27 protein-coding genes are annotated in these 23,471 nt (G+C 74.2%); 13 read left to right on the forward strand and 14 right to left on the reverse strand.

What is annotated here, in order from left to right:
• The first annotated feature begins 114 nt into the window (after positions 1-114).
• Positions 115-552 (forward strand): Hsp20/alpha crystallin family protein, encoded by a 438-nt coding sequence (locus ACFPL3_RS06300; protein WP_343938183.1) that lies wholly within the window; start codon positions 115-117, stop codon positions 550-552.
• A 28-nt stretch (positions 553-580) separates the two neighbouring features.
• Here ACFPL3_RS06300 and ACFPL3_RS06305 read toward each other — a convergent pair whose 3' ends face one another.
• The 5 genes from ACFPL3_RS06305 to ACFPL3_RS06325 all read right to left on the reverse strand — a co-directional run bounded on the left by ACFPL3_RS06305 (position 581) and on the right by ACFPL3_RS06325 (position 4,170).
• Positions 581-910, reverse strand: coding sequence for a helix-turn-helix domain-containing protein (locus ACFPL3_RS06305; protein WP_379588514.1), 330 nt, complete (start codon positions 908-910; stop codon positions 581-583).
• A gap of 209 nt (positions 911-1,119) precedes the next feature.
• Complete coding sequence (locus tag ACFPL3_RS06310) at positions 1,120-1,560, reverse strand: SRPBCC family protein (protein WP_343938179.1); 441 nt, start codon at positions 1,558-1,560, stop codon at positions 1,120-1,122.
• Complete coding sequence (locus ACFPL3_RS06315; protein ID WP_343938177.1) at positions 1,557-2,105, reverse strand: TetR/AcrR family transcriptional regulator; 549 nt, start codon at positions 2,103-2,105, stop codon at positions 1,557-1,559. The genes ACFPL3_RS06310 and ACFPL3_RS06315 overlap by 4 nt, the downstream gene beginning before the upstream one ends.
• A gap of 119 nt (positions 2,106-2,224) precedes the next feature.
• Positions 2,225-3,346: a Gfo/Idh/MocA family protein gene (locus ACFPL3_RS06320; protein ID WP_379588515.1), complete on the reverse strand. Its 1,122-nt coding sequence runs from the start codon at positions 3,344-3,346 to the stop codon at positions 2,225-2,227.
• Positions 3,343-4,170 (reverse strand): sugar phosphate isomerase/epimerase family protein, encoded by an 828-nt coding sequence (locus tag ACFPL3_RS06325; RefSeq protein ID WP_343938173.1) that lies wholly within the window; start codon positions 4,168-4,170, stop codon positions 3,343-3,345. Before ACFPL3_RS06325 ends, ACFPL3_RS06320 begins: the two co-directional genes overlap by 4 nt.
• Before the next feature lie 108 nt (positions 4,171-4,278).
• On the opposite strand from ACFPL3_RS06325, the gene ACFPL3_RS06330 reads away from it, so the two are divergent.
• Positions 4,279-5,604 carry an NAD(P)/FAD-dependent oxidoreductase gene (locus tag ACFPL3_RS06330; protein WP_343938171.1) on the forward strand — a complete coding sequence of 442 codons (1,326 nt, stop codon included), beginning with the start codon at positions 4,279-4,281 and terminating at the stop codon, positions 5,602-5,604.
• A 19-nt stretch (positions 5,605-5,623) separates the two neighbouring features.
• Positions 5,624-6,427: a class I SAM-dependent methyltransferase gene (locus ACFPL3_RS06335; protein ID WP_343938169.1), complete on the forward strand. Its 804-nt coding sequence runs from the start codon at positions 5,624-5,626 to the stop codon at positions 6,425-6,427.
• A 197-nt stretch (positions 6,428-6,624) separates the two neighbouring features.
• On the opposite strand, the gene ACFPL3_RS06340 is transcribed toward ACFPL3_RS06335, so the two are convergent.
• Positions 6,625-7,740: an epoxide hydrolase family protein gene (locus ACFPL3_RS06340; protein ID WP_343938167.1), complete on the reverse strand. Its 1,116-nt coding sequence runs from the start codon at positions 7,738-7,740 to the stop codon at positions 6,625-6,627.
• Positions 7,737-8,351, reverse strand: coding sequence for an HAD-IA family hydrolase (locus ACFPL3_RS06345; protein WP_343938165.1), 615 nt, complete (start codon positions 8,349-8,351; stop codon positions 7,737-7,739). Before ACFPL3_RS06345 ends, ACFPL3_RS06340 begins: the two co-directional genes overlap by 4 nt.
• A gap of 52 nt (positions 8,352-8,403) precedes the next feature.
• Here ACFPL3_RS06345 and ACFPL3_RS06350 point away from each other — a divergent pair, with 52 nt between their 5' ends.
• Both ACFPL3_RS06350 and ACFPL3_RS06355 read left to right on the forward strand, forming a co-directional pair.
• Positions 8,404-9,555: an ROK family transcriptional regulator gene (locus ACFPL3_RS06350; RefSeq protein ID WP_379588517.1), complete on the forward strand. Its 1,152-nt coding sequence runs from the start codon at positions 8,404-8,406 to the stop codon at positions 9,553-9,555.
• Between the two features lie 50 nt (positions 9,556-9,605).
• Positions 9,606-10,376 carry a PIG-L deacetylase family protein gene (locus ACFPL3_RS06355; RefSeq protein ID WP_343946214.1) on the forward strand — a complete coding sequence of 257 codons (771 nt, stop codon included), beginning with the start codon at positions 9,606-9,608 and terminating at the stop codon, positions 10,374-10,376.
• Here the strand turns inward: ACFPL3_RS06355 and ACFPL3_RS06360 are convergent.
• Positions 10,366-10,725 (reverse strand): MerR family transcriptional regulator, encoded by a 360-nt coding sequence (locus ACFPL3_RS06360; RefSeq protein ID WP_343946213.1) that lies wholly within the window; start codon positions 10,723-10,725, stop codon positions 10,366-10,368. The genes ACFPL3_RS06355 and ACFPL3_RS06360 overlap by 11 nt on opposite strands.
• Positions 10,726-10,779: 54 nt before the next feature.
• Here ACFPL3_RS06360 and ACFPL3_RS06365 point away from each other — a divergent pair, with 54 nt between their 5' ends.
• The gene (locus tag ACFPL3_RS06365; RefSeq protein WP_343946212.1) at positions 10,780-11,745 is read left to right on the forward strand and encodes a zinc-binding dehydrogenase; all 966 of its coding nucleotides are present in this window, start codon (positions 10,780-10,782) and stop codon (positions 11,743-11,745) included.
• A gap of 44 nt (positions 11,746-11,789) precedes the next feature.
• Complete coding sequence (locus tag ACFPL3_RS06370; RefSeq protein ID WP_343946211.1) at positions 11,790-12,056, forward strand: DUF1876 domain-containing protein; 267 nt, start codon at positions 11,790-11,792, stop codon at positions 12,054-12,056.
• Here the strand turns inward: ACFPL3_RS06370 and ACFPL3_RS06375 are convergent.
• Positions 12,025-12,537 (reverse strand): Lrp/AsnC family transcriptional regulator, encoded by a 513-nt coding sequence (locus tag ACFPL3_RS06375; RefSeq protein WP_343946210.1) that lies wholly within the window; start codon positions 12,535-12,537, stop codon positions 12,025-12,027. The two genes, ACFPL3_RS06370 and ACFPL3_RS06375, sit on opposite strands and share 32 nt — an antisense overlap.
• Before the next feature lie 109 nt (positions 12,538-12,646).
• Between ACFPL3_RS06375 and hppD the strand changes: the two genes are divergently transcribed.
• On the forward strand, positions 12,647-13,852 hold the full coding sequence (gene hppD / locus ACFPL3_RS06380; RefSeq protein WP_343946209.1) for a 4-hydroxyphenylpyruvate dioxygenase: 1,206 nt from the start codon (positions 12,647-12,649) through the stop codon (positions 13,850-13,852).
• Positions 13,853-13,949: 97 nt separating this feature from the next.
• Here hppD and ACFPL3_RS06385 read toward each other — a convergent pair whose 3' ends face one another.
• Both ACFPL3_RS06385 and ACFPL3_RS06390 read right to left on the reverse strand, forming a co-directional pair.
• Positions 13,950-15,623: a solute symporter family protein gene (locus ACFPL3_RS06385; protein ID WP_343946208.1), complete on the reverse strand. Its 1,674-nt coding sequence runs from the start codon at positions 15,621-15,623 to the stop codon at positions 13,950-13,952.
• Positions 15,623-15,937, reverse strand: a complete 315-nt coding sequence (locus ACFPL3_RS06390; RefSeq protein ID WP_343946207.1) for a DUF485 domain-containing protein — start codon at positions 15,935-15,937, stop codon at positions 15,623-15,625. The genes ACFPL3_RS06385 and ACFPL3_RS06390 overlap by 1 nt, the downstream gene beginning before the upstream one ends.
• A 318-nt stretch (positions 15,938-16,255) precedes the next feature.
• Between ACFPL3_RS06390 and ACFPL3_RS06395 the strand changes: the two genes are divergently transcribed.
• The 5 genes from ACFPL3_RS06395 (at position 16,256) to ACFPL3_RS06415 (ending at position 20,589) form a co-directional block, all read left to right on the forward strand.
• Entirely contained in the window at positions 16,256-17,023 is a 768-nt protein-coding gene (locus ACFPL3_RS06395; RefSeq protein WP_343946206.1) for a GAF domain-containing protein, read from the forward strand.
• A gap of 19 nt (positions 17,024-17,042) precedes the next feature.
• On the forward strand, positions 17,043-17,216 hold the full coding sequence (locus ACFPL3_RS06400; RefSeq protein ID WP_343946205.1) for a hypothetical protein: 174 nt from the start codon (positions 17,043-17,045) through the stop codon (positions 17,214-17,216).
• A 72-nt stretch (positions 17,217-17,288) separates the two neighbouring features.
• The gene (locus ACFPL3_RS06405) at positions 17,289-17,972 is read left to right on the forward strand and encodes a response regulator transcription factor (protein WP_343946204.1); all 684 of its coding nucleotides are present in this window, start codon (positions 17,289-17,291) and stop codon (positions 17,970-17,972) included.
• Entirely contained in the window at positions 17,969-19,012 is a 1,044-nt protein-coding gene (locus ACFPL3_RS06410) for a HAMP domain-containing sensor histidine kinase (protein ID WP_343946203.1), read from the forward strand. Before ACFPL3_RS06405 ends, ACFPL3_RS06410 begins: the two co-directional genes overlap by 4 nt.
• Complete coding sequence (locus ACFPL3_RS06415; RefSeq protein ID WP_379588519.1) at positions 19,009-20,589, forward strand: DUF4153 domain-containing protein; 1,581 nt, start codon at positions 19,009-19,011, stop codon at positions 20,587-20,589. The genes ACFPL3_RS06410 and ACFPL3_RS06415 overlap by 4 nt, the downstream gene beginning before the upstream one ends.
• 7 nt (positions 20,590-20,596) lie before the next feature.
• Here the strand turns inward: ACFPL3_RS06415 and ACFPL3_RS06420 are convergent, their stop codons facing one another.
• The 3 genes from ACFPL3_RS06420 to ACFPL3_RS06430 form a co-directional block, all read right to left on the reverse strand.
• A complete protein-coding gene (locus ACFPL3_RS06420; protein ID WP_343946201.1) occupies positions 20,597-21,838 on the reverse strand; it encodes an FAD-binding oxidoreductase in 1,242 nt (413 codons plus the stop codon).
• A 21-nt stretch (positions 21,839-21,859) separates the two neighbouring features.
• Positions 21,860-22,309 carry a DUF418 domain-containing protein gene (locus ACFPL3_RS06425; protein ID WP_343946200.1) on the reverse strand — a complete coding sequence of 150 codons (450 nt, stop codon included), beginning with the start codon at positions 22,307-22,309 and terminating at the stop codon, positions 21,860-21,862.
• Between the two features lie 226 nt (positions 22,310-22,535).
• Positions 22,536-23,459, reverse strand: a complete 924-nt coding sequence (locus ACFPL3_RS06430) for a TIGR03854 family LLM class F420-dependent oxidoreductase (RefSeq protein WP_343946199.1) — start codon at positions 23,457-23,459, stop codon at positions 22,536-22,538.
• Positions 23,460-23,471: the final 12 nt, after the last annotated feature.

The following is a 23,471-nucleotide window of genomic DNA, read 5'->3' on the forward strand; positions in this document are numbered from 1 at the left end:
GATGCGCTGCTTGCGCCGCAGGAAATCTCTAGTTACGATTAGAGGTATCCGAGCGGCACCCCGCTCGGGACGCATCGCTGCACTGTCGTCGAACCAAGGAAGGAGTGGCCTGCGATGCTCATGCGCACCGACCCGTTCCGCGAGCTGGACCGATTCGCCCAGCAGTTCTTCGGCAACACCCCGGCCACGTGGTCGCGACCCGCGGCCATGCCGATGGACGCCTTCCGGGACGGTGACCAGTTCGTCGTCTGCTTCGACCTGCCCGGGGTCTCGCCGGACGCCATCGAGCTGGACGTGGAGCGCAACGTGCTGACGGTCAAGGCGGAGCGGCGCCCGTACGGCGGCGACCAGGTCGAGATGCAGGTGTCCGAGCGGCCCTTCGGGGCGTTCTCCCGGCAGCTCTTCCTCGGTGACACCCTCGACACCGACCACATCGACGCCTCGTACGACGCCGGCGTGCTGACGGTGCGGATCCCGATCGCCGAGAAGGCGAAGCCGCGCCGGATCGCCATCGGCGGCGGCGAGCGGGAGCCCGAGCAGATCGACGCCTGACCACTCCCGGAACAGCGGCCCCGACCGGTCAGCGGTCGGGGCCGTCGCCGTTGTGGCCGGCGAGGTGCGCCTCGAGCTCCGCGATGCGCGCGCGGGCCGCGCTCAGCTCGTCCTCCAGCGCGACGATCCGGGACGCCGCGTCGAGCGTGAGACCTTCGTCGAACAGCGCGCGCATCCGGGTGGCGAGCACCAGCTGGCGCCGCGAGTAGCGCCGGTGACCACCCCCGGAACGCACGGGCGTGAGGACGCCCGCGGCGTCGAGGCTGCGCAGGAAGGCCGGCTGCACCTCCAGCAGCTCGGCAGCCTGTCCCATGGTCATCGCGGGGTAGTCCTCGTCGTCGAGCCGGTCGACACCCACCCGCGAACCACTCCTCCACACACGACTGGGCCCGGTCGACAGGACCGGGCCCGAGGATCAACATGACAACGGTGTAGATGATCTCTTCGCTCGACTGCTGTCCAGGCGACCACCTCCCGAGTCGCTCGTTCTTCCCGCGGAAGCTACGTGCAACTTACGAAAAACTGTAGTTCGCAATGGAGATCAGGTCAACCGAGCACGGGAGAACGTCAGCTGCGCGTCCGGGCCGCCGCGGCGAGCCCGGCGACCATGCCCCGGAAGATGCGGTTCAGCACGAGCCGGTAGAGCCAGCCGGTGCCCGGCCGCCCGGGCAGGAACGTGGCGCTCCACCGGATGCGCGTGCCCGCACCGGCCGAGGTCAGCTCCACCACGGCGCGGTAGTCGCGCAGCGGCATCCCGGACAGCAGCGCGTAGCTCAGCCGCCGCGGCGGCTCCCGCTCCACGATCTCCTCCTGCACGCACGTGCGCCCGGTGACGAACTGCGCGATCCCCCCGAGCCCGTCCGGGGTGCCGTCCCGGCCGGGTTGCACACCGGAGTGCGAGCCGAGCGGCGACCAGTTCGGCCACGTCGAACGGTCCGAGAGCAACGCCCAGACCGCATCCGGCCCCGCCTCCGTGGTGGCCTCGGCGGCGATGCGCTGCAGCTTCATGCGAGCCTCCTGACGTACAGCTCGTGGGCCGCGTCGACAGCCGCGCGGTCACCGGTGCTCAACAGGTCGAGCAGGAGCCCGCGGACGGTCGCGATGCCCAGCCGGGCAGTGGCCCGGGCCTCGTCGGCGGGCAGTCCGCGCTCGACGAGGAGCGCGGCGACCTGCTCGACCGCGGCCGGCACCACCCACTCCAGCATCGGGGCCGCGCCCGGGTCGCCCTGCAGCGCTCGCCCGTACAGCTCGAAGAACAGCCGCTCGTGCGGGTGCAACCGCGGGTCGGCCACCCGCTCCCACATCCGCCGCGCCAGGTCGGCGGGCGACGTGCCGGGGTCGGCGGCGAGCTCCACCAGCGACGCGCGCTGCTCCTCCTCGACGCTCCGCACGATCGCGAGCAGGAGCCCGTCGCGGGACCCGAAGTGGTAGATCAGCATCCGGTGGCTGGTGCCGATCGCCGCCGCGATGCTCCGCAGGGTGGCGCCGCCGAGGCCGTGCTCGGCGAGATGCCCGATGGCCGCCCTCAGCAGCGCCGCCCGTGCGTCCCCCACGCAGGCGACTGTACCATCTGGTACACGCAGGCCCCGCCCGAATGCCAGCAAGGTGGCTTTGCTGGCCGAATACGCCAGTAAAGCCACCTTGCTGGCATAGGGGGGCGGGTGGGCCCGGGCTACCTCGCCGGGACCTTCACCGCCTCGAGCACGTCCGCCACCTTCACCGGGGCGCCCGTTCTCGCCGACTCGTAGACCGCGCGCACCGTGGCCAGCGCGAGCAGGGCGTCGTCGAGCCCGACGCCCGGGCGGCGCCCCGTGCGGATCGCCTCGACGATGTCGCGGTACTGCCGCGCGTGGCCGGTGAACATCGGGCCGTGGGCCGTGTCCGCCCCCTCGCCGCCGGGCAGCACGCGCGCGGTCTGGTCGGAGCGGTCGCCCTGGTCGGCGCTGACCCCCGCGTCGCCCGCCGCCTCGGCCTCGGCCAGCTCCTTGCTGTGGAAGTACCGGAGCCGGTCGTCGTCGATCACGGCCGAGCCCGCATCGCCCAGCACCTGGAGCCGGACCGACAGGCCGGGGTAGGCGGCCGTGGTGGCGTGCAGGGTGGCCAGCGCGCCCGACTCGAACCGGACCACCGCGGCCACCGTGTCCTCCACCTCGACGCGCTCGTGCGCGAGCAGCCCGGTGAGCGCCATGACCTCCACCGGCGTGCCGAGGAACCACAGCAACAGGTCGACGGTGTGCACGCCCTGGTTCATCAGCGCGCCGCCACCGTCGAGCTCCCACGTGCCGCGCCACGCGCCGGAGTCGTAGTAGCCCTGGCTGCGCCACCACGACACCGTCGCCACCGCCGACGTCACGCGGCCGAAGCGGCCCGCGGTGATCGCGTCGCGCACCACGACGCTCGCCGGGTCGAAGCGGTGCTGGCTGATCACCGAGACCACGGTGCCCTCCGCCGCCGCGGCGGCGGCCGCCGCGATCGGCGCCGCCGCCTCGACCGTGACGTCGACCGGCTTCTCCACCACCACGTGCCGGCCCGTCTCCAGCGCGGCGACGGCGATCTGCGCGTGGGCACCGCTGGGCGTGCAGACGGCCACGGCGTCGACGTCGGCGCGGGCCAGCGCCTCGTCGAGGGAGGTCGTCACGGCGGGTGCCGGGTCGAACTGCCGCGCGAGGTCTTCGGCGGCCGCGGCGTCCACGTCCACCAGCACGCTGACGGAGGTGTCCGGGTCGGCGGCGAGCACCTCGGCGTGCAGCCTGCCGATCACGCCGCACCCGACCACGGCGAAGCGCACCGTCACCGGTACTGCACCCCCACCCGGTCGAGGATCTGCGTGAACGCCGTGGTGGCCCGGCGGAAGTGGTGCTCGCCGGAGAACCCGCCGAGCGTCCCCGCGGTGGCCAGGTGCGGCTCCATCGAGCAGAACCCGTCGTAGCCGTCGGCCTGCAGCGCGCGCACCGTGGCCTCGACCTCGCCGTCGCCCTCGCCCGCGGGCACCACCGTGCCGTCCGCGAGCAGGGCGTCCTTCACCTGCAGGTACTCCACGTGCGGGCGCAGCGCCGCGTAGCCCTCGGTGAAGGGTGTGACGCCCACCTGCACGAAGTTGGCCGGGTCCCAGGCCAGCCGCAGCTTCGGGGACGCCACCGACTCCACGATGTCGAGGCAGCGCTGCGGGGTGTCGCCGTAGATCTCCTTCTCGTTCTCGTGCAGCAGCACGACGTCGTGCCCCTCCGCCTCGGCGGCGAGCGCGGCCATCCGGCGCAGCACCTCGTCGCGGTGCGCCGCCGGGTCGTCGCCCTTCGGGATGAAGAAGGAGAAGAGCCGGATGTAGGGCGCCTGCAGCACCCGGGCCACGTGCAGGGCGCGGCGCATCCGCACCAGGTGGGCGTCGAAGTCGTCGAGCACCCCGATCTTGCCGATCGGCGAGCCGACCGACGAGGTGCCGATCCCGGCGCGCTCCAGCGTGACGCGCACCTTCTCCAGCTGGTCGTCGTCGAGATCCAGCACATTGGTGTCCCACGCGCTGCGGAACTCGATGTGGCGGATACCGAGGTCGGTCAGGACCCGGCACTGCTCGTCGAGATCGGGGGAGATCTCGTCGGCGAAGCCGGAGAGGGTCCACATGCTGTTGCGCTCCCGTCCGGGCGCCGTCCGGACGGGGCGCCCGGCGACCGAGCGTAGTGGGGCCCGGCGCGGCGATTGCCGGTCCAGGGCCCCGGGTAGGCGAAGGCCATGACGTCGACGGATGCGGTGGCCCGGCCGCGGGTCGTGATCGTCGGAGGCGGGTTCGCCGGCCACACGGCCGCGCGCGGCCTCGCCGAGCGGATCGGCCACGCCGCGGAGATCGTGCTCATCAACCCCACGGACTACTTCCTCTACCTCCCGCTCCTGCCCGAGGTGGCCGCCGGCGTGATCGACCCGCGGCGGATCACCGTGCCGCTCGCCGCCACCCTGCCCGGGGTGCGGGTGACGCTCGGCGAGGTCGACGCGGTGGACCTCGACGAGCGCACCGTCGGCTGGACCGACCCCGAGGGCGGGCGCGGCGAGCTGCGCTACGACCGGCTCGTGCTCGCCGTCGGCAGCGTCAACAAGCTGCTGCCCGTCCCCGGCGTCGCCGACCACGCCCACGGCTTCCGCGGCGTCCCCGAGGCCCTCTACCTGCGCGATCACATCACCCGCCAGATCGAGCTCGCCGCCTCCGCCACCGACCCGGCCGAACGCGAGGCGCGCTGCACGTTCGTCGTGGTCGGCGCGGGCTACACCGGCACCGAGGTCGCCGCCCAGGGCCCGCTGCTCACCGACGCGCTGGTGCGCCAGCACGCCGTGCTGCGCGACCAGCCCGTGCGCTGGCTGCTGCTCGACCTCGCCGACAACGTGCTGCCCGAGCTGGACCCGCGCCTCTCGCAGACGGCCGATCGCGTGCTGCGCAAGCGCGGCGTCGAGGTGCGCACCGGGCAGTCGGTGCAGGAGGCCACCCGCGACCACGTCTGCCTCACCACCGGCGAGAAGGTGTCGACCCGCACCCTCGTGTGGTGCGTCGGGGTGCGGCCCGACCCGCTCGTGGAGGACGTCGGGCAGCCCACCGAGAAGGGCAGGCTCGTGGTCGACCCGCAACTCACGGTGCCCGGCCACCCCGACGTGTTCGCCTGCGGCGACGCGGCCGCGGTGCCCGACCTCACCCGCCCCGGCGAGATCACGGCGATGACCGCGCAGCACGCCACCCGCCAGGGCGGGCTCGCGGCGCGCAACGTGGCCGCGTCGCTCGGGCACGGTGCGCCCCGCAGCTACCGCCACCACGACCTCGGCTTCGTCGTCGAGCTCGGCGGGCACGACGCCGCGGCCAACCCGCTGCACGTGCCGCTCTCCGGGATCGCGGCCAAGGCCGTCACCCGCGGCTACCACCTGCTGTCGATGCCGGCCAACCGCGCCCGCACCGCCGCCGACTGGCTCCTCGACGCCGTGCTGCCCCGCCAGACCGTGCAACTCGGGCTCGTCCGCGGCCCCGACGTGCCGCTCGAGACGTCCTCACCCGAGGTGCCGCACCCGGCGGCCCGGTGACCACGTGGAGCGCGAGCGGGTGACACTGACCGGGGCACCGGAAACGCTGCTCGCCACGCTGTACGGGCGGGCGCTCGACAGCCGCGCTCCCCGCTCCGTCCTGCACGACGAGGCCGCGGCCCGCGCCGTCGACCGGATCGACTACGACTTCCGCCGCACCGGCATGACCGCCACCCTCGCGGCCGGCGTCGCGCTGCGCGGCAGGCAGCTCGACACCTGGACCCGCGAGTTCCTCGCCGCCCACCCGGAGGCCACCGTCCTGCACCTGGCCTGCGGGCTCGACACCCGCGTGCAGCGGCTCGCCCCCGGGCCGTCCGTCCGCTGGATCGACCTCGACCACCCCGAGGTCGTCGCGCTCCGCGAACGGCTGCTGCCGCCCCCGACAGGCGACTACCGCCTCGTCAGCGCGTCCGTCACCGACGACGGATGGCTCGACGCGGTGCCCGCCGACCGCCCCACCGTCGCCGTGTTCGAGGGTCTCACCATGTACCTGCGCAAGGAGGACGGCCGCCGCCTCGTCGAACGGATCACCGGGCGCTTCCCGAGCGGGCAGCTGCTGTTCGACGCCTACGGCACCATCGGCATCCGCCTCCAGAAGCTCGTCACCGCCGTCCGCAAGTCCGGCGCCACCCTCCGCTGGGGCATCGACGACCCCCACGAACTCGAGGCCTGGCACGACGGCCTGCTGCTCCTCGACGCGCTGCGCAGCGTCGACATGCCCGGCCTGGACCTCCTGCCCCGCTTCGGCCGCGTCGAGATGCGGGTGCTCGCCCGGCTGCCCAAGCTCCGCGACGTGGGGCGGATCCTGCGCTACCGCTTCTGAGGCCCGCGCCGTCCTGCCGGGCTCACACACCACCTCGGGTGCTCACACACCGACTGCAACCGATGTGCAAGCCCCACACGTGGTGTGCGACCACCCCGAAGCCACCGCCCCCGAGGCCCACACACCACCTCCGGTGCTCACACACCGACTGCAACCGATGTGCCGGCCCCACAAGTGGTGTGCGACCCGGGCGGCCCTCAGCGGACCAGGCGGAAGAAGGCACTCAGCTCCGCGGCGAAGAGCTCCGGCTGCTCGAACGCGGCGAAGTGGCCGCCGCGGTCGGGTTCGTTCCAGTAGCGGATGTCGGGGAAGCGCCGGGCCGCCCAGCGCCGGGACGGGCGGGGGTTCTCGTGGGGGAACACCGAGCAGCCGACCGGGACGTGCACCTGGTCGGTGGTCTCCCCGGCGAAGGTGCGCTGCACCTCGCGGAAGCTCTCCCAGTACAGCCGGGCCGCCGACGCGCCGGTGCCGGGGAGCCAGTAGTGCATGAGGTTGTCGAGGAGCTGGTCGTGGGTGAGGGTGCTCGCCGGATCGGTCCAGGCGTGGAACTTCTCGACGATCCAGGCGGCGAGCAGGGCGGGTGAGTCGACGAGGCCGTACCCGATCGTCTGGGGGCGGGTGGACTGCTGCATCGAGTAGCCGTCGCCGTCGGCCTGACCGCGGGCGAGGTCGTCGAGGGCGGCACGCTCGCCGGGGGTGAGGTCGTCGAACGTGGCCGGGTCGGGCGCGGCGAGGGGCGGGACGAGGTGGATGCCGGCGACGTGCTCGGGGTCGAGCTTGCCGATCCAGGTGCTGACGGAGGTGCCCCAGTCGCTGCCGGCCGCGCCGTAGCGGCCGTAACCGAGCCGGGCCATCAGCTGGGCCCACGCCGCCGCAGTGCGCTGCACGGTCCAGCCGGGGCCGGAGGGCCGGTCGCTCCACCCGTACCCGGGCAGCGAGGGGCACACGACGTGGAACGCGTCCGGCGGCTGCGTGAGCAGCGTGATGGCGTCGAGGAACTCGACGACGGACCCGGGCCAGCCGTGGGTGAGGACGAGCGGGAGGGCGTCCGGGTCGGGCGAACGGACGTGCAGGTAGTGGATGCCGAGGCCATCGAGCTCGGTGCGGTACTGCGGGAGCGCGTTGAGGCGGGCCTCGGTGGCCTGCCAGTCGTAGCCGTCGGTCCAGTACGCGCACAGCTCCTGCAGGTACGCCAGGGGCACGCCCTGGGCCCAGCCGCCGACGGTCTCGGGTTCGGGCCAGCGGGTGCGCCGCAACCGGTCCCGCAGGTCGGCGAGGTCGGCCTCGGGTACGGCGAGGCGGAACGGGATCACGCGATCAGCAGGCGGACGAGCTCAGCGAGGTCGGTGATCCGCAGGTCGCCGTCCAGCCCGCGCAGCGCCGCCGTGCGCATGCCCGCGGCGCGGCCGGACGCGAGGCCGGGCTCGCTGTCCTCCACCACGAGGCACGCCTCCGGGGCGACGCCCAGCCGCCCCGCGGCGAGCAGGAAGCCCTCCGGGTCGGGCTTGCCGCGCCGCACGTCCTCGACGGTGACGAGCAGCGGCGGCTCGATCCCAGCCGCCCCCAGCCGCGCCTTGGCGAGCCGCACGTCAGCGCTGGTGACGACGGCCCACGGCAGGCGGCGCCGCTCCAGCACGGCGAGCAGGTCGTGCGCGCCGGGCGCGGCGACGACGTCGGCGACGTCGTCGTACTGCAGCTCCATCTGGCGCTGCGCGGAGGCGGCGACGGCCGTGTCGTCGAGCGCGGGGAGCAGGCGTCGCACGGTGGGTGCGGGCGGGCTGCCGTGGACGGTCGGCAGGACGTCGGCGGGGTCGAGGCCGTGTTCGCCCGACCACGTGGTCCACGCCCGCTCGACGGAGGCGTCGGAGTCGACCAGCGTGCCGTCCATGTCGAGCAGGACCGCGCGCACCGACGACACGTCCATGGCGACCTCCCATTAAACTCGGACACCGAGCATAATCCGGGAGGGAGGGGCGATGGCAAGCCCGCGCTGGCGCGGGGCGCTCGCCGTGCTCGCCGAGATGCGCCGCACCCCGGGCGTCACCCGCGCCGCGGTGGCGCAGCGACTCGGCCTCTCCAGCGGCTCCGCCACCGACATCACGGCCCGGCTGCGCGAGCTCGCGCTGCTCACCGAGACACCGGCGGCCGCGGGAGGGCGCGGCCGGCCGACCACGGTGCTCGCGCCGCACCCCGACGGTCCGGTCGTCCTCGCGCTCGACCTGCGGCACGAGGACTGGCGGTGTGCGGTGGCGGGCCTCGACGGGCGGCCGGCCGTGCTGAACGCCGCACCGCACGCAGGACGCGAGCCCGAACGCGCCGTGGCCGCCGTGCGGCAGGCGGTCCGGCGGGCGCACGCCCGGCTCGGTGACCGGATCCGTGCGGTCGGCGTGGCGGTCGCCGCCACCGTGCAGGACGGGCGCGTCGTGCAGGCGTCCACGCTGGGCTGGGGCCCGGTCGACCTCACGCCGCTCGGCCTTCCCGGTGTGCCGCTGCGCATCGACAACGACGCCACGCTGGCCGGCGTCGCGGAGGCGCGCGCCGGGGCGGGTGCGGGTGCGGGCACGGCGCTGCACGTCACGGTCGAGGTCGGGGTGGGCGGCACCCTCGTCGTGGACGGGCGGCCGGTGCGCGGGGCCACCGGCGCCGGCGGCGAGTTCGGCCACCTGCCCTTCGGCGACCGCGCGCTGCGGTGCCCGTGCGGCGCGCGCGGTTGCTGGGACCTCACCGTCGACGGCCGCGCGCTCGCCCGCCACCTCGGTGAACCGCCGCCGCCCGACCCGCGCACCTACGCCACGACCGTGCTCGGCCGCACCGACGCCGCCGCACGGGCCGCCGTGGCCCGCGCGGCGGCGAGCCTCGGCAGCGGGATCGCCGGGCTCGCCAACGCCCTCGATCCGCAGGTCGTGACGCTGGGCGGCCTCGCGGAGCCGCTGCGGACGGCCGCACCCGATGCCTTCACCGCGGCGTTCGCCGACGGCCTGATGACGTTCCGTCGGGCGGCACCTCCCCCGCTGCGCCCGGCCGCGCTGGGCGACGACGCCGCGCTGAACGGGGCGGCCGCCACGGCGCTCGACGCGGTGCTCACCGAGGAGTCGCTCGCGGCGTGGGCCGCGCTGCGGAGCGCCTGACTCTTGCCGAGATCGTGTACGCCAGGGCGCAACGGGAGGATGCTCCCCCCATGACCGACTTGCTGCCCCCGCTGCCCGAGGAGTCCATCGAGCGGGTGTTGTGCGTCGTGGCGCACCCCGACGACATGGAGTACGGCGCCTCCGCCGCCGTCGCGCGCTGGACCGCACGCGGCGTCGAGGTCGCCTATCTGCTGCTCACCCGCGGGGAGGCCGGGATGCCGAACCCGCCCGAGGAGACCGCGCGCCTGCGCGTCGCCGAACAACGGGCCGCGTGCGCGGTCGTCGGCGTCACGGACCTCACCGTGCTCGAGCACCCCGATGGCATGCTCGTCTACAACCTCGACCTGCGGCGCGACATCTGCCGGGCCATCCGGCGGTTCCGGCCCGACGCCGTGTTCGGCGGCGGGTACGAGGTCGAGTCGCCGATGGGTTTCGACCAGGCCGACCACCGGGCCGCCGGCCTCGCCACGATCGACGCGGTGCGCGACGCGGGGAACCGGTGGGTGTTCGCCGAGCAGATCGACGACGAGGGCCTCGAGGCCTGGAGCCCGCGCTGGATCCTCACCCAGTCGTTCGCGGGCGACCCACGGGCCACGCACGGGGTGGACGTCACCGGCGAGCCGCTGCGGCGTGGGGTCGCGTCGCTGGAGGCGCACGCCGCGTACCTCGCGGCGCTCCCGGGCCACCCCGCACCCGCCGACTTCATCCCGATGTTCCTGGCCATGAACGGCAAGGAGATGGGCGTGGAGCACGCTGTGCTGTTCCGGGCCCACGACCTGCAGACCCCACCTGCGCTGCTCACCGAGGCCCTCAGCGAGTGAGGCGCACGGCCGCGAGGTAGCCGGCGATCGCGTCCCGGTTGCGGACGAGGCACTCGATGCGCGCCGACATGCGGGCGTGCTCGCGCTCCAGGATCGCGATCGTCTCCGGGGTGGCGTCGGCTACGTGAATCGCCCCCGTGGTCAGGCACGGGAGGATCTGCTTGATGACGCGGGTGGGCAGCCCGGCGTCGAGGAGCCCCCTGATCTGGCGGACGCGGTCGACGCAGGCCTCGTCGTAGTCGCGGTAGCCGTTCGCGCCGCGGTCGGCGCTGATCAGCTCCTGCTCCTCGTAGTAGCGCAGGAGCCGGGGCGACGCACCGGTGCGCCGGGCGAGCTCGCCGATCCGCACGTGTCCCACCTCACATCGACCTTCACACGTGTGTGAGGGTCCGAGCCTAGTGGCATGCGAGCACTCCAGCAGACGGCGCTGACCGGCCCGGGCGCGATGCGCCTCGTCATCGACGCCCCCGTGCCGACGCCCGGCCCGGGCGAGGTCCTGATCCGGGTGGGCGCGGCGGGCGTCAACTTCGCCGACGTCATGCAGACCCGAGGCACCTACGACGGCGGCCCGCGCGCGCCCTACATCGCGGGGTTCGAGGCGGCGGGCGAGGTCGTCGCCGCCGGCCCCGGGGTGACGAGCCCCGAGCCGGGCGCGCACGTGATCGGCACCGGGCCCGGCGCCTTCGCCGAGTACGCGGTGCTGCCCGCCGCGGGCACGGCCCCCGTCCCCACGGGCTGGACCGACGAGCAGGCGCTCGGCCTCGTCCTGAACCGGGGCACCGCGCTCGCCGCGCTCCGGCTCGGCCGGGTGGCACCGGGCGAGACCGTGGTGGTGCAGGCCGCGGCGGGCGGGGTGGGGCAGGCGGCGGTGCGCACGGCGAAGCACTACGGCGCCACCGTGATCGGCACGGCCTCACCGGGCAAGCACGAGGTGGTGCGGGCGCTGGGCGCCGACCACGTCGTCGACTACCGGGACCTGACGGACGAGGTGCTGCGCCGCACCGGCGGCCGCGGTGCCGACCTCGTGCTGGAGTCCGTGGGCGGCGACGCCTTCCGGGCCGCGCGGGCGGCGACGCGGCCGATCACCGGGCGGGTGGTCGTGTACGGCATGGCCGCGGGCGAGGCCGCGATCACCAACCGCGAGCTCAATTTCACCCACCCCGTGCACGTGATCGGGCTGCACATCGGCGTGCTGAGCCAGGTGGCTCCGCAGCTGTTCGCCGAGCTCATGACCGAGCTGGCCGCGCTGATCGCCGCGGGCGTCCACCCGCCGGGCCGCGCGGTGGTCCACGACCTGGCCGACGGGCCGGAGGTCCTCGCCGAGCTGGAGGCCCGGGCCACCGTCGGCAAGCTGGCGCTGCGCCCCTGACGGGAGGACACTTCTTCGCCACCGAGCGAGCCGAGGTGAGCGCCATGCAGGCTGTGAAGCGCTGGAGCGTCGCGATCGACATCGACGAGCACGACGGCAAGACGCGGGCGGTGGCCCGCCTGGACGCGGGGGCCACCGAGCTCACCGGGGTCGGGGTGGCCCGCCGCAGCCCGGAGGACCAGGACGTCCCGCAGATCGGCGACGAGCTCGCCGTGGCCAGGGCGCTGTCGGAGCTGTCGCACCGGCTGCTGGACGCCACGGCCGCGGACATCGAGCGGATCACCCACCAGCCGGCGCACGTCCATATCTAGGCGCGCGGCTGGGTCCCGTGCGCGGCTGCGCCTCCAGCAGCGGCAGGACCCGGGGTTCCACCACCACGGAGAGCACCACCACGCTCGTGGAGCGGGCGATGGTGGGGCTGCGCCCCAGCGCGAGCAGGGTGTCCTGCAGGTCCTGGTGGGAGGACGCGCCGAGCCGGCACAGCACGTCGGACGAGCCGGTGGTGGCGTAGGCCTCCAGCACGGCGGGCAGGGCCGCGAGCTCCGCGGCGACGTCCTCCAGCTGCCCCTGGGCGATCTCCAGGGTGGCGAAGGCCTGCACCGGGTAGCCGGCCGCGGCGAGGTCGACGTCGGGGCCGTAGCCGGTGATGACGCCCTCGCGCTCCAGCCGGTCCAGCCGCGCCTGCGCGGTGCCGCGCGCGACGCCGAGGGTGCGGGACAGCTCCAGCACGCCGGCCCGCGGGCTCGCCCGCAGCGCACGCAACAGGTCGACGTCGAGCGCGTCCAGCTCCATGTGGGCGAACTGTACAGCCGATGTGGCGATCGGACCCACAATCCGTTCAGGCCGACCAGATCGGAAGCGGGCAGTTGCGCAGCAGTTCCGGAATGAGCTGTCCTGGGGCATGGCCATCGAGCAGACCCTCACCAACCAGGAGCGGCTGGCCGAACTCGACCTCGACCAGCTGCGGCAACTCGTCGGGCTCGTCGAGTACGACGAGCAGGGCGATCCCTTCCCGGTGACCGGGTGGGACGCCGTCGTGTGGGCCGTCGGGAACGCCACCCAGGCGGCCGCCTTCTACCAGCTGGCCTTCGGGATGGAGCTGGTGGCGTACTCCGGCCCGGAGACCGGCAACCGCGACCACCACGCCTACGTGCTGCGCTCGGGCGCGGTCCGGTTCGTGCTGAAGGGCGGGGTGGACCCGGCCAGCCCGGTGCTCGACCACCACCGCCGCCACGGCGACGGGATCGTCGACATCGCGCTCGAGGTGCCCGACGTCGACCGGTGCATCCGGCACGCCCGCGCCCAGGGCGCCACGATCCTGGAGGAGCCGCACGACGTCTCCGACGAGCACGGCACCGTCCGGCTCGCGGCCATCGCCACCTACGGGGAGACCCGCCACACGCTCGTGGACCGCTCCCGCTACACCGGCCCCTACCTGCCCGGCTACGTCGCCCGCACCTCCACCCGCCGCAAGCCCGACGGCGCACCGAAGCGGCTGTTCCAGGCGCTCGACCACGTCGTCGGGAATGTGGAGCTCGGGCGGATGGACGAGTGGGTGGACTTCTACCACCGGGTCATGGGCTTCACGAACATGGCGGAGTTCGTCGGCGACGACATCGCCACCGAGTACTCGGCGCTCATGAGCAAGGTGGTGGCGAGCGGCAACCACCGCGTCAAGTTCCCGTTGAACGAGCCGGCGATGGGCAAGAAGCGCTCGCAGATCGACGAGTACCTCGAGTTCTACGGCGGCCCGGGTGCCCAGCACCTCGCGCTCGCCACGAACGACATCGTGCGCACCGTCGACGCGCTGCGCGACGCGGGCGTCGAGTTCCTCCAGACGCCCGACTCCTACTACACCGACCCCGAGCTGCGGGCCCGGATCGGCGAGGTCCGGGTGCCGATCGAGGAGCTGCGGAAGCGCGGCATCCTCGTCGACCGCGACGAGGACGGCTACCTCCTGCAGATCTTCACCAAGCCGATCGGCGACCGCCCCACCGTGTTCTTCGAGCTCATCGAACGGCACGGTTCCCTGGGCTTCGGCAAGGGCAACTTCCAGGCCCTGTTCGAGGCGATCGAGCGGGAGCAGGCGCGGCGGGGCAACTTCTAGGCCGGCCCCGCCCCTTACGCCGGCAAGGTGGCTTTGCTGGCGTTATACGCCAGTAAAGCCACCTTGCCGGCGTTCGGGCGCCCCCGCGGCGCGGAACCTAGACCATGATCTTGGGCAGCGGCGCCGTCTTCGGGGCCACCGTGGACTTCTCCGAGCCGGCCCCCGTCAGCGCGCGGACCTCCATCTCGGCGTGCCGGGCGTCGGCGCCCTCGTCGTTCGGGCCGAGCAGGGCCCCAACGGCGCCGAGCAGGAACGACGCCGGGATCGACACCAGGCCCGGGTTGGCGAGCGGGAAGATCGCGAAGTCGAGGTCGGGCACCATCGCGGTGGGGCTGCCGGACACCGCGGGCGAGAGCACGATCAGCACGACGCTGATCCCGAGCCCGCCGTAGATGCTGCACAGCGCGCCGGTGGTGTTGAACCGCTTCCAGAACAGCGAGTAGAGGATCGTCGGCAGGTTCGCCGACGCCGCCACCGCGAACGCCAGCGCCACCAGGAACGCCACGTTCTGGTTGCGGGCGAGGATGCCTGCCGCCACCGCCACCACGCCGACGAGCACGGCGGTGCGGCGGGCCACGCGCACCTCCGAGTCCGGCGACGCGGCGCCCCGCTTGATGACGCTGGCGTACACGTCGTGGGCGAAGGACGCCGACGCCGTGATCGTCAGGCCGGCCACCACCGCGAGGATCGTGGCGAACGCGATCGCCGAGATGATCCCGAGCATGACCTCCCCGCCGAGCTGGTAGGCCAGCAGCGGGGCGGCGGAGTTGGTGCCGCCGGGCGAGTTCGCGATCCGCTCCGCCCCGCCGGGCACGAGCGCGGCGGCGCCGTAGCCGAGCACCAACGAGAACAGGTAGAAGATGCCGATCAGCCAGATCGCCCACACGACGGAGCGGCGGGCCTCCTTGGCGTTGGGCACCGTGTAGAAGCGCATCAGGATGTGCGGCAGGCCTGCGGTGCCGAGCACCAGCGCGAGCCCCAGCGACAGGAAGTCGATCTTCGCGAGGTCGGACGCGCCGTACTGCAGGCCGGGGATCAGCAGCCGCTCCCCCAGCTCCTTCACCACGCCGGTGGACGTCTCCATGGTCGGGTTCTTCTCGACCGCCTCACCGAGCAGCGCGGAGAAGTCGAACGCGTGGCGCCCGAGCACCCACGTCACCAGGGTGGCGGCCCCGATCAGCAGCAGACCGGCCTTGATGATCTGCACCCACGTGGTGCCCTTCATGCCGCCCACCAGCACGTAGACGATCATCAGCCCGCCCACGACGGCGATCACGACACCCTGCCCGAACGTGTTGCTGTTCGGGATCTGCAACAGCAACGCGATCAAGGCACCCGCGCCGGCCATCTGCGCCAGCAGGTAGAACAGCGACACCACGAGCGTGGACGTGGCCGCCGCCGCCCGCACCGGACGCTGCCGCATCCGGAAGCTCAGCACGTCGCCCATCGTGAACTTGCCCGTGTTGCGCAGCAACTCGGCCACCAGCAGCAACGCCACCAGCCACGCCACCAGGAACCCGATCGAGTACAGGAACCCGTCGTAGCCGTTCACCGCGATCGCACCCGCGATCCCCAGGAACGACGCCGCCGACAGGTAGTCACCCGCGATCGCCACCCCGTTCTGCGGACCGGTGAACGACCGGCCCGCCGCGTAGTAGTCCGACGCGGTCTTGTTGCTGCGGCTCACCCGGAACACCACGACGAGCGTGACCAGCACGAACGCCGCGAAGACCGAGATGTTGAGGATCGGGCTTCCCAGCTTCTCGGACATCAGTGGCCCTCCATGCGGGTGCGGATGGATTCCGCGACGGGGTCGAGCCGGGCGTCGGCGTAGCGGACGTAGAGGCCCGTGATCACGAACGTGGTCGCGAACTGCAGCAGCCCGACGACGATCCCGACGTTGATGTGGCCGAACAGCGGGATCGCCATGACCTCCGGCGCGTAGGAGGCCAGCAGGACGTACCCGAGGTACCAGAGCATGAAGGCCGCGCTCATCGGGAACACGAACCGGCGCAGCCGGGACCGCAGTTCGGCGAACTCGGGACTCTCCTGCACCCGCTGGTGCAGTGTCAGTTCGTCTCTCAACCCGGCACCGTCCCCATCCGTACGTCGTCTGCAGCCCGGTGCAACGACCGCGGAACCAACCGGTTCCGCGCCCCCTGACCAGGAAGATCGAACTGCTGGGCACTTTCGGCGAACCCCGTGGACCGGGGCGACACGACCGGGTGAAGGTACGAGGCACCCCGGTGGGCCACGTCACGCAGTAACGGCTCGGCCACCACTCGCAGTAGCAGGGACGGCCGTACAGGCGGGCTCATTCCTTCTTTCGGGCGGATGTGCGTCGCTCGCGCGCGGCGCGCCCGTGCCCCGCAGTGACGGGGCCCACGGCTACGCTCCCCCGCGATGGGGGGAACCAGCGATCTGCTCCGGGCCGCGGCGCGTCCGGCCACGATCACCGCGGCCACGGCGGCCTGGGTGCTCGGCGCGCTCGTCAACGACCTGTCCGGCTGGTCGTTCACCCTCACGGCGGCCGCCGGGGCCGCGCTCACCGCACTCGCCGTCGGCATCCCGATGCGGGCCGAGCACAACGCGCGCGTGCGGGCCCGCACCGCCCAGCAGGTGGCGGAGGACGCGGAGGCGCGCATCCGGCTGGTGCTGGACGACACGCTCGAGCCGCTCACCTACCTCATCGGCGGCATCACCGACCGGCCGCGCTGGTCGTTCGGCCGGGAGGCGGTGGAGCTGCAGGGCCAGGCCAAGGCCGTGGTGCTGGCGGCGGCGGCCGAGCTGCCCGGCGCCGACCGCCTGCGCTCCTGCTTCTTCACGCGCGTCGACGAGCGGCCCGTGCGGCTCGTCCCCGCCGGGTTCCACGGCCGCGCGGAGCAGCCGCGCACCACGTTCGTCGAGGGCACCGAGCTCGGCGACTTCGCCCTGGACATGCTCGCCCGGCGCCTGGACCTCTTCTGCGCCGACACCAAGGCCGCCTCCCCGCCCGGCTGGGAGCCCGGGGGCCACGCCTACCGCACGTTCATCGCGGTGCCCGTGGCCACCGAGGCCCGCCAGTTCGGCATCCTCACCGTCGACGGGCTGCATGTCGGCGACCTCGACGAGGACGACGTCGCCACCGTGCGCGTGCTCGCCCGGCTGCTGGCGGTCGCCCTCGGGGCGTGACCACGGTTAACCTGGTGACGTGGCGAAAACCCGGACCAACGGCGACGACGTGCAACGCGCGCGGTTGGCGCGCCTGCTGACCGATCCCGCCACCTATTTCGCCGACGCGCGGCGCCAGGCCCACGAGCACGCCCGGCGTCTGCTCGCCGAACGCCTCGACGACCACGGCGAGGTAGCCCCCGGCCGCTCGTAGCGGAAGCGATCTACACAGTTCCTCCACATCGCCGACAGCTCCCCTCCACAGGCGGCCCCTAGATTCGGCGGCATGAACGCGGGCCGGCGGGTGCTGGTGGTGGACGACGAGCCGACGATCGCGATGTCGATCGCGGCGCGCCTGCGGGCCGAGGGGTACGCGGTCGACGTGGCGCACGACGGGCCGTCGGCGATGGCCCGGTTCGAGTCGGACGCGCCCGACCTGGTCGTCCTGGACGTCATGCTGCCCGGCTTCGACGGGCTCGAGGTGTGCCGCCGGATCCAGGCGCGGCGCCCGATCCCCGTCCTCATGCTGACGGCGCGCGACACCGAGACCGACCTGCTCGTGGGGCTCGCCGTCGGCGCGGACGACTACCTGACCAAGCCGTTCTCGATCCGCGAGCTGGCCGCCCGGGTCGGGGTGCTGTTCCGCCGGGTCGACCGGGCGGCCGAGCAGCAGGTGCCGACCCGGATCGTGCTCGGCGATCTGGAGATCGACCCGGCCGAGCGGCGGGTGCTGCGCGGCGGCGAGCCCGCCCACCTCACGCCCACCGAGTTCGACCTGCTCGTGCACCTGGCCCGGCAGCCGCGCACGGTGCACCCGCGGGAGTCGCTGCTCGCCGAGGTGTGGGGCTGGGCCGACGCCACCGGCACGCGCGCCGTCGACAGCCACGTCAAGGCGCTGCGGCGCAAGCTCGGCGCCGACCTCATCCGCACCGTGCACGGGGTGGGCTACGCGCTCGAGGTGCCGCGATGAGCAGGCTCGCGGCGCTCGTCGACCTGCTGCCGCGCCCGCTCGACCCGCTGCGGTCGATCAAGCTGAAGATCAGCATCCTGCTGCTGGGGTCGGGCGCAGCGGGCATCGTCTACCTGTGGCTGCAGTACCGGTGGCTGCCCCCGGTCTCGATCACGCTCGTGGCGATCGCGATCGTGCTGCTCACCGCGCAGGTGCTCGCCCACGGCATGACGCGCCCGCTGCGCGAGATGACCGCGGCGGCGATGGCCATGGCGCAGGGCGACTACACGCGCCGGGTGCGCGCCACCTCGAAGGACGAGGTCGGTCAGCTCGCCACCGCCTTCAACCGGATGGCCACCGACCTCGCCGCCGCCGACCAGCAGCGCCGCGAGCTGATCGCCAACGTCTCGCACGAGCTGCGCACGCCGATCGCCGCGCTGCAGGCCGTGCTGGAGAACGTCGCCGACGGCGTGGCCGAGCCGGACCCGGCCACGCTGCGCACCGCGCTCGCCCAGACCGAGCGGCTGGGCGCGCTCGTCGGCGAGCTGCTCGACCTGTCCCGCATCGACGCGGGCGCGCTCACGCTGCGGCCCGAGCTCGTGCCGCTCGTGCCGATGCTGGACCAGGCGGTGGCCGAGGCACGGGTGGCGGCCGACGTCACGGGGCGCGACGTCGGCTTCCGGCTCGACGTGCGGCCGGACGACCTCGCGGTACAGGCGGACCCCATCCGGCTGCACCAGGTCGTCGTCAACCTGCTCGACAACGCGGCGCGCCACGCGCCGCCCGGAACGGATGTGCACGTCGTCGGACGACGACAGGGAGGGGGGCTCGTGCTCGAGGTACGGGACGAGGGTCCGGGGATCGCCCCGGACGAGCGGGACCGCGTGTTCCACCGGTTCACGCGCGGGGAGCGGGCGGTGGGCGGGGGCACCGGCCTCGGGCTCGCGATCGCCCGGTGGGTGGTGGACCTGCACGGGGGGCGGATCGCCGTGGTGGACGGCCCGGCGACGAACGGGCGCCCGGGCTGCCGCATCCGCGTGACCCTGCCGGCGCGGTCGTGAGCGGGGCGCAGGGCGGCACCGGGGACACCGTGACCGGACCGGAGACGCCCGAACAGGAGGCGCCGCAGCAGGAGCCGTCGGAGAGCGCGGTGGTGGTGGCCGCCCCGGCCGCGGGCCCGTTCGCGTCCGCACCGGTGCTGCTGTTCCCCCACTGGCGCGGCCCGTCCGCACCGCCCGGGCGGTGGGTGCTCGGCGCGGCCGCCGCGGTCGGGCTCACCGCCGCGGTCGCGCTGCCGGTCGAGCGGCCCGGGATCGGCTGGTTCGTGATGGCCGCCGTGGCCGCGATCGTCGTGGGGGCGCTGGCGCGGCAGGCGTACCGGAACGACCCGGCCCCGCCCGCGGCGCGCGCGTACGCGGTCGACGCGGCGTGGGCGATCGCCGCCGTCGCCCTCGCGGGGGTCATCGCCGTGCGCGACGCGGAGTGGCTGGTGGCGCTGTGCATGCTCGCGGCGCTGGCCGCGGGGTCGATCGCGGTTGCGGGCAGGCACTTCCGCAGCCTCACCTTCAGCACGATGGCGGTGGTGCTGGCCGCGTTCCGGGCGCTGCCGTGGACCGGGCGGGCGCTGCGGGCCGCGCGGCAGGGCGACGGGGGTGGCGGCGCGCGCACGGTGGTGGCGACCGCGCTGGGTCTGTGCCTGGTGGCCGTGTTCGCGCCGCTGCTCGCCTCCGCCGACCCGGCGTTCGCGCGGGTGCTCGACGACCTGGTGCCCACCCTCGACGACACGGTCGTCACCCGCGCCGTGGTGTGCGCGTTCGCGGCGGCCGCCGTGCTCGGCTGCGGGTTCCTGCTCATGGCGCCGCCGACGCCACAGCCGCAGAAGGGCGGCCCGGCCCGGGTGCGCCGCGTGGAGTGGGCGCTGCCGATCGGGTTCCTGGTGGCATTGTTCGGGCTGTTCGTCGGCGTGCAGTTCGCCACGCTGTTCGGCTCCGACGACTACGTCCGGCGCACCACCGGCCTGACCTACGCCGAGTACGCGCGCGGTGGGTTCTGGCAGCTGCTCGCGGTCACCGTGCTGGCGCTGGGCGTGGTGCTGCTGGCGTCCCGGTTCGCCCCCACCCCCACGCCTGCGGACCGCGCGTGGAAGCGCAGCCTGCTGGCCGCGCTCGCCGGGCTCACGCTGGTGATCGTCCTGTCGGCGCTGCGGCGGATGTGGCTCTACCAGGAGGCGTACGGCTTCACCACGCTGCGGCTGGTGGTGCTGACCTGCGAGCTGTGGCTCGGGGTCTGCTTCCTGCTCGTGCTCGTGGCGGTGCTGCGCCTGCAGGCCCGGCCGCTGGTGCGCGAGATGGCGGGCGCCGGCGTGGCGGCACTGGTCGCGCTCGCGGCCCTCGACCCGGAGGGGTTCGTCGCGGCGTCCGACGTGGGGCGCTTCGAGACCACCGGGAAGATCGACACCGTCTACCTCGGCAGGCTCTCGGCCGACGCCGTGCCCGCCCTCGTCCGGTTGCCCGCGCAGCAGCGCTGCGAGGTGCTCCCGCGCATCGCGGCCCGGCTCGGCGAGGCGGAGACGGACTGGCCCAGCTGGAACGCCTCCCGGGCCGCTGCCCGGGAGGCGCTCGCCGACCTCCGCTGCTAGTCCGGGGTCAGCGGGCCCACTCCCGGGCCGCCTCCTCGCCGAAGCGGAAGTTCGGGGTGGGCCCGAGCGACCACGGGGCCACCGCGTCCATCAGCTCGCGGTGCAGGCGGCCGGGCACGTCGGTGCCGTCCACCAGCGACAGCACCGACAGCAGGTACGGCGCGTCGCGGTGGGCGACGGCGTCGGGCACTGCGGGAGGGCGGGCGAGCGCGCCACCCAGGTGCCGCAGCCCCAGCACGCACATCACCGGCGCCCCGGGCCCGGTGATCTCCAGGGCCGCGGCCGCCACGGCGGGGTCGAACTCCCGCAGCATGGTGTTGGTGCCGGTGTAGGGGTGCGGCTGGTCGGGCTCGGCGAAGATCGTGGCGGCCTGCGCGTAGGGCAGCTCGGCCAGCGCGCCGGTGGTCGGCACGGCCGCGCGCAGCGGCGCCACGAGCCGCTGCGTCTCCGCCGCCGATCCGGTGGAGGCGATCCGGACCTGCGCCACGTACCGGCCGCGCAGGTGCGCGGGCACCATCGGCAGGTCCGGGTAGGGCAGCGCCCCGATCGACGAGGTGAGGAACTCGGGCAGGTCGGCGGTCCAGTCGCGGTAGGCGGCGAGCAGCGCGGGCACGTGCTCCTGCGCCACCGACAGCGCGCCGCCGTGGATGCGCTCCACGGGGGCGAGTTCGATCTCCATCGCCGTCACGGCGGTGCCGGGCGGGGTGCCCGCGCCGCGCAGCGTGCGGAAGACCTCCGGGTCGGAGCCGGCCGTGACGTGCCGGATCCCGACGGGCATGGCGAGCTCGACGCTGCGCACCCGGTCGCTTGCCCAGCCCAGCTCCCGGGCGAGCACCCCGATGCCGCCGCCGAGGGTGTAGCCGACCACCCCGACCCCGGGCGCGGACCCGCTGGGCGGCGCGAGCCCGTGCTCGGCCGCCGCGGCCACGACCTGCGCCCACCGGGTGCCTGCCTCCACCCGGACCACGCGGGCCGCCGGGTCGACGCGCACGCCGTCCATCCGCCGGGTGCTGATCAGGACGCCGCCGGCGAGCGGCACCTCACGGCCGTGGCCGCTGGTCTGCACCGCGAGCGGCAGCCCGTGGTCGGCCGCGTACCGCACCGCGGCCACGACGTCGGCTGCCGACGTCACGCCCACGACGAGGTCCGGGCGGTGCGGGTGCGCGAGCTGGTAGCCGCTGAGCTCGTCGTCGAATCCGTCGTCGCCGGGACGCAGCACCGGCCCCTCCACGTTGTCGATCGCGCTCATGTCCGCGACGTTAGGAGCCCTTCAGGACAGGATCGGTCCGCAAGCCGGCTCCTCCAGCAGTCGCCTGCGGGCGCCATGATCCCGAGCAGGAACGGCACGAGGAGCCCCACCGCCTCCAGCGGCACGAGCACCGGCCACACCGCCGCCCGCTCGACGAACGCCGTCACCGGGTCCGGGGGGCGGCAGCAACACCCACTCCCGCCACCGCACGGCCCCGACCAGGACGAGCGCGAGCAGCCCGTACGCGGCCACGATGTCGCCCATGTACAGGAGCAGGCAGTGCAGGAAGCCGATCACCAGCATCCAGGCGCCGCGTCGCCGCACCAGCCTGCTGACGGTGCGCCACGGCGCTCCGGCGTCCTGGTGGCGGCGCACCAGCTGCCCCACCCCGTACCCGAACAGCACGCTGAACGGCGGGAACGCCCGCCCGTCCACGACCGTGGCGATGACGCCCGCGACCGCGGCGTCCACGGGCGAGCCGTCCAGCGGGAACCCGGCGAGGTAGCCCGCACCCGCACGAACCAGTGCGAGTTGGCGAGCGCGATGAACAGCAGCATCACGCCGCGGGCGAGGTCCGGCGCGAGCACGCGCTCGGCGAGGCCCGTCGGGCGCAGGTGGATCTCCGGCACCGCTCCAGGGAACCGGGCGCGCCCGGGGCGTCACCGGCCGAAGGTATCGATCTCCCCGACCTCGGTACTCACTCGTCGCTCAGCTCGTCCTCGAGCGGTCGCAGCTCGGCCGTGAACTCGTCGAGGAACGCCGTCCAGGACGCGACGGGCGCGGCCGGGCGCACCACGAACTTCGTGAGGCCCGCGTCGACGTACCGGCGCACGAGCTCGCGCGCCTCGCCCCAGCCGTGCGGCACGAGGTCGGCAGGCTCGAGGTCCGGCCGGCGACGCGCGGCGCGCTCCCGGGCCGCGGCCACCTCGGCCGCCGAGGCGTCCGGTGCCACCACGGCGATGTTGGTGCCGTAGTGGTCGTCCTCGATCTCCCGACCCGCCTCCGCGGCCGCGCGCTCGATCTGCGCGCGGGCGTCGCGGGCCTCGTCGGGCGTGACGAAGCTGCCCAGCCAGCCGTCGGCGAGCCGCCCGATCCGGCGCAGCCCGGCCGGAGCCCGGCCGCCCAGCCAGATGTCCGGTGGCCGCGGCGGCAGCGGGCCCACCGACACGTCGTCGAGGTGGAAGAACCGGCCGTGGTGAGTGACGCGCGGCTCGGCGAGCAGGCGGCGCACCACCTCGAGGGACTCGTCGAAGAGGGCCGCCCGGGCGCCGTCCGGTGCCGGGAAGAGCTGCCGCTCCGCCGCGACGGCCGGCCGCACCCCGAACGCGGGCAGGATCCGCTTCGGCGCGAGCGCGGTGAGCGACGCGAGCTGCGCCGCCACCAGCGCCGGGTTGCGGCCGGGCAGCACGATCACCCCGCTGCCGACCTTGAGCGTCCGCGTGCGGGCCACCGCGAAGCCCATCCCGACGAGCGGGTCGATCAGCGGGAGCGAGGCCTGGTCGGCCAGCCACAGCGAGTCGATCCGCCGCGCCTCGAGCTCGTCGACGAGCTCGGCCAGCTCCGGGCCGGGGCCGGCACCGCCGGCCAGTGGAAGGGAACCGATGCCGATGCGGACCTTCACGCCGGTCACGCT

This window comes from Pseudonocardia zijingensis (assembly GCF_042657305.1).
Lineage (GTDB): Bacteria > Actinomycetota > Actinomycetes > Mycobacteriales > Pseudonocardiaceae > Pseudonocardia > Pseudonocardia zijingensis.

Coding starts and splice junctions, on each gene's coding strand:
- ACFPL3_RS06300 (WP_343938183.1), top strand. CDS start 115: ATGCTCATGCGCACCGACCCGTTCCGCGAGCTGGACCGATTCGCCCAG.
- ACFPL3_RS06310 (WP_343938179.1), bottom strand. CDS start 1,560: ATGAAGCTGCAGCGCATCGCCGCCGAGGCCACCACGGAGGCGGGGCCG.
- ACFPL3_RS06325 (WP_343938173.1), bottom strand. CDS start 4,170: ATGTGGACCCTCTCCGGCTTCGCCGACGAGATCTCCCCCGATCTCGAC.
- ACFPL3_RS06330 (WP_343938171.1), top strand. CDS start 4,279: ATGACGTCGACGGATGCGGTGGCCCGGCCGCGGGTCGTGATCGTCGGA.
- ACFPL3_RS06345 (WP_343938165.1), bottom strand. CDS start 8,351: ATGGACGTGTCGTCGGTGCGCGCGGTCCTGCTCGACATGGACGGCACG.
- ACFPL3_RS06350 (WP_379588517.1), top strand. CDS start 8,404: ATGGCAAGCCCGCGCTGGCGCGGGGCGCTCGCCGTGCTCGCCGAGATG.
- ACFPL3_RS06355 (WP_343946214.1), top strand. CDS start 9,606: ATGACCGACTTGCTGCCCCCGCTGCCCGAGGAGTCCATCGAGCGGGTG.
- ACFPL3_RS06365 (WP_343946212.1), top strand. CDS start 10,780: ATGCGAGCACTCCAGCAGACGGCGCTGACCGGCCCGGGCGCGATGCGC.
- ACFPL3_RS06370 (WP_343946211.1), top strand. CDS start 11,790: ATGCAGGCTGTGAAGCGCTGGAGCGTCGCGATCGACATCGACGAGCAC.
- ACFPL3_RS06375 (WP_343946210.1), bottom strand. CDS start 12,537: ATGGAGCTGGACGCGCTCGACGTCGACCTGTTGCGTGCGCTGCGGGCG.
- hppD (WP_343946209.1), top strand. CDS start 12,647: ATGGCCATCGAGCAGACCCTCACCAACCAGGAGCGGCTGGCCGAACTC.
- ACFPL3_RS06385 (WP_343946208.1), bottom strand. CDS start 15,623: ATGTCCGAGAAGCTGGGAAGCCCGATCCTCAACATCTCGGTCTTCGCG.
- ACFPL3_RS06395 (WP_343946206.1), top strand. CDS start 16,256: ATGGGGGGAACCAGCGATCTGCTCCGGGCCGCGGCGCGTCCGGCCACG.
- ACFPL3_RS06405 (WP_343946204.1), top strand. CDS start 17,289: ATGAACGCGGGCCGGCGGGTGCTGGTGGTGGACGACGAGCCGACGATC.
- ACFPL3_RS06410 (WP_343946203.1), top strand. CDS start 17,969: ATGAGCAGGCTCGCGGCGCTCGTCGACCTGCTGCCGCGCCCGCTCGAC.
- ACFPL3_RS06420 (WP_343946201.1), bottom strand. CDS start 21,838: ATGAGCGCGATCGACAACGTGGAGGGGCCGGTGCTGCGTCCCGGCGAC.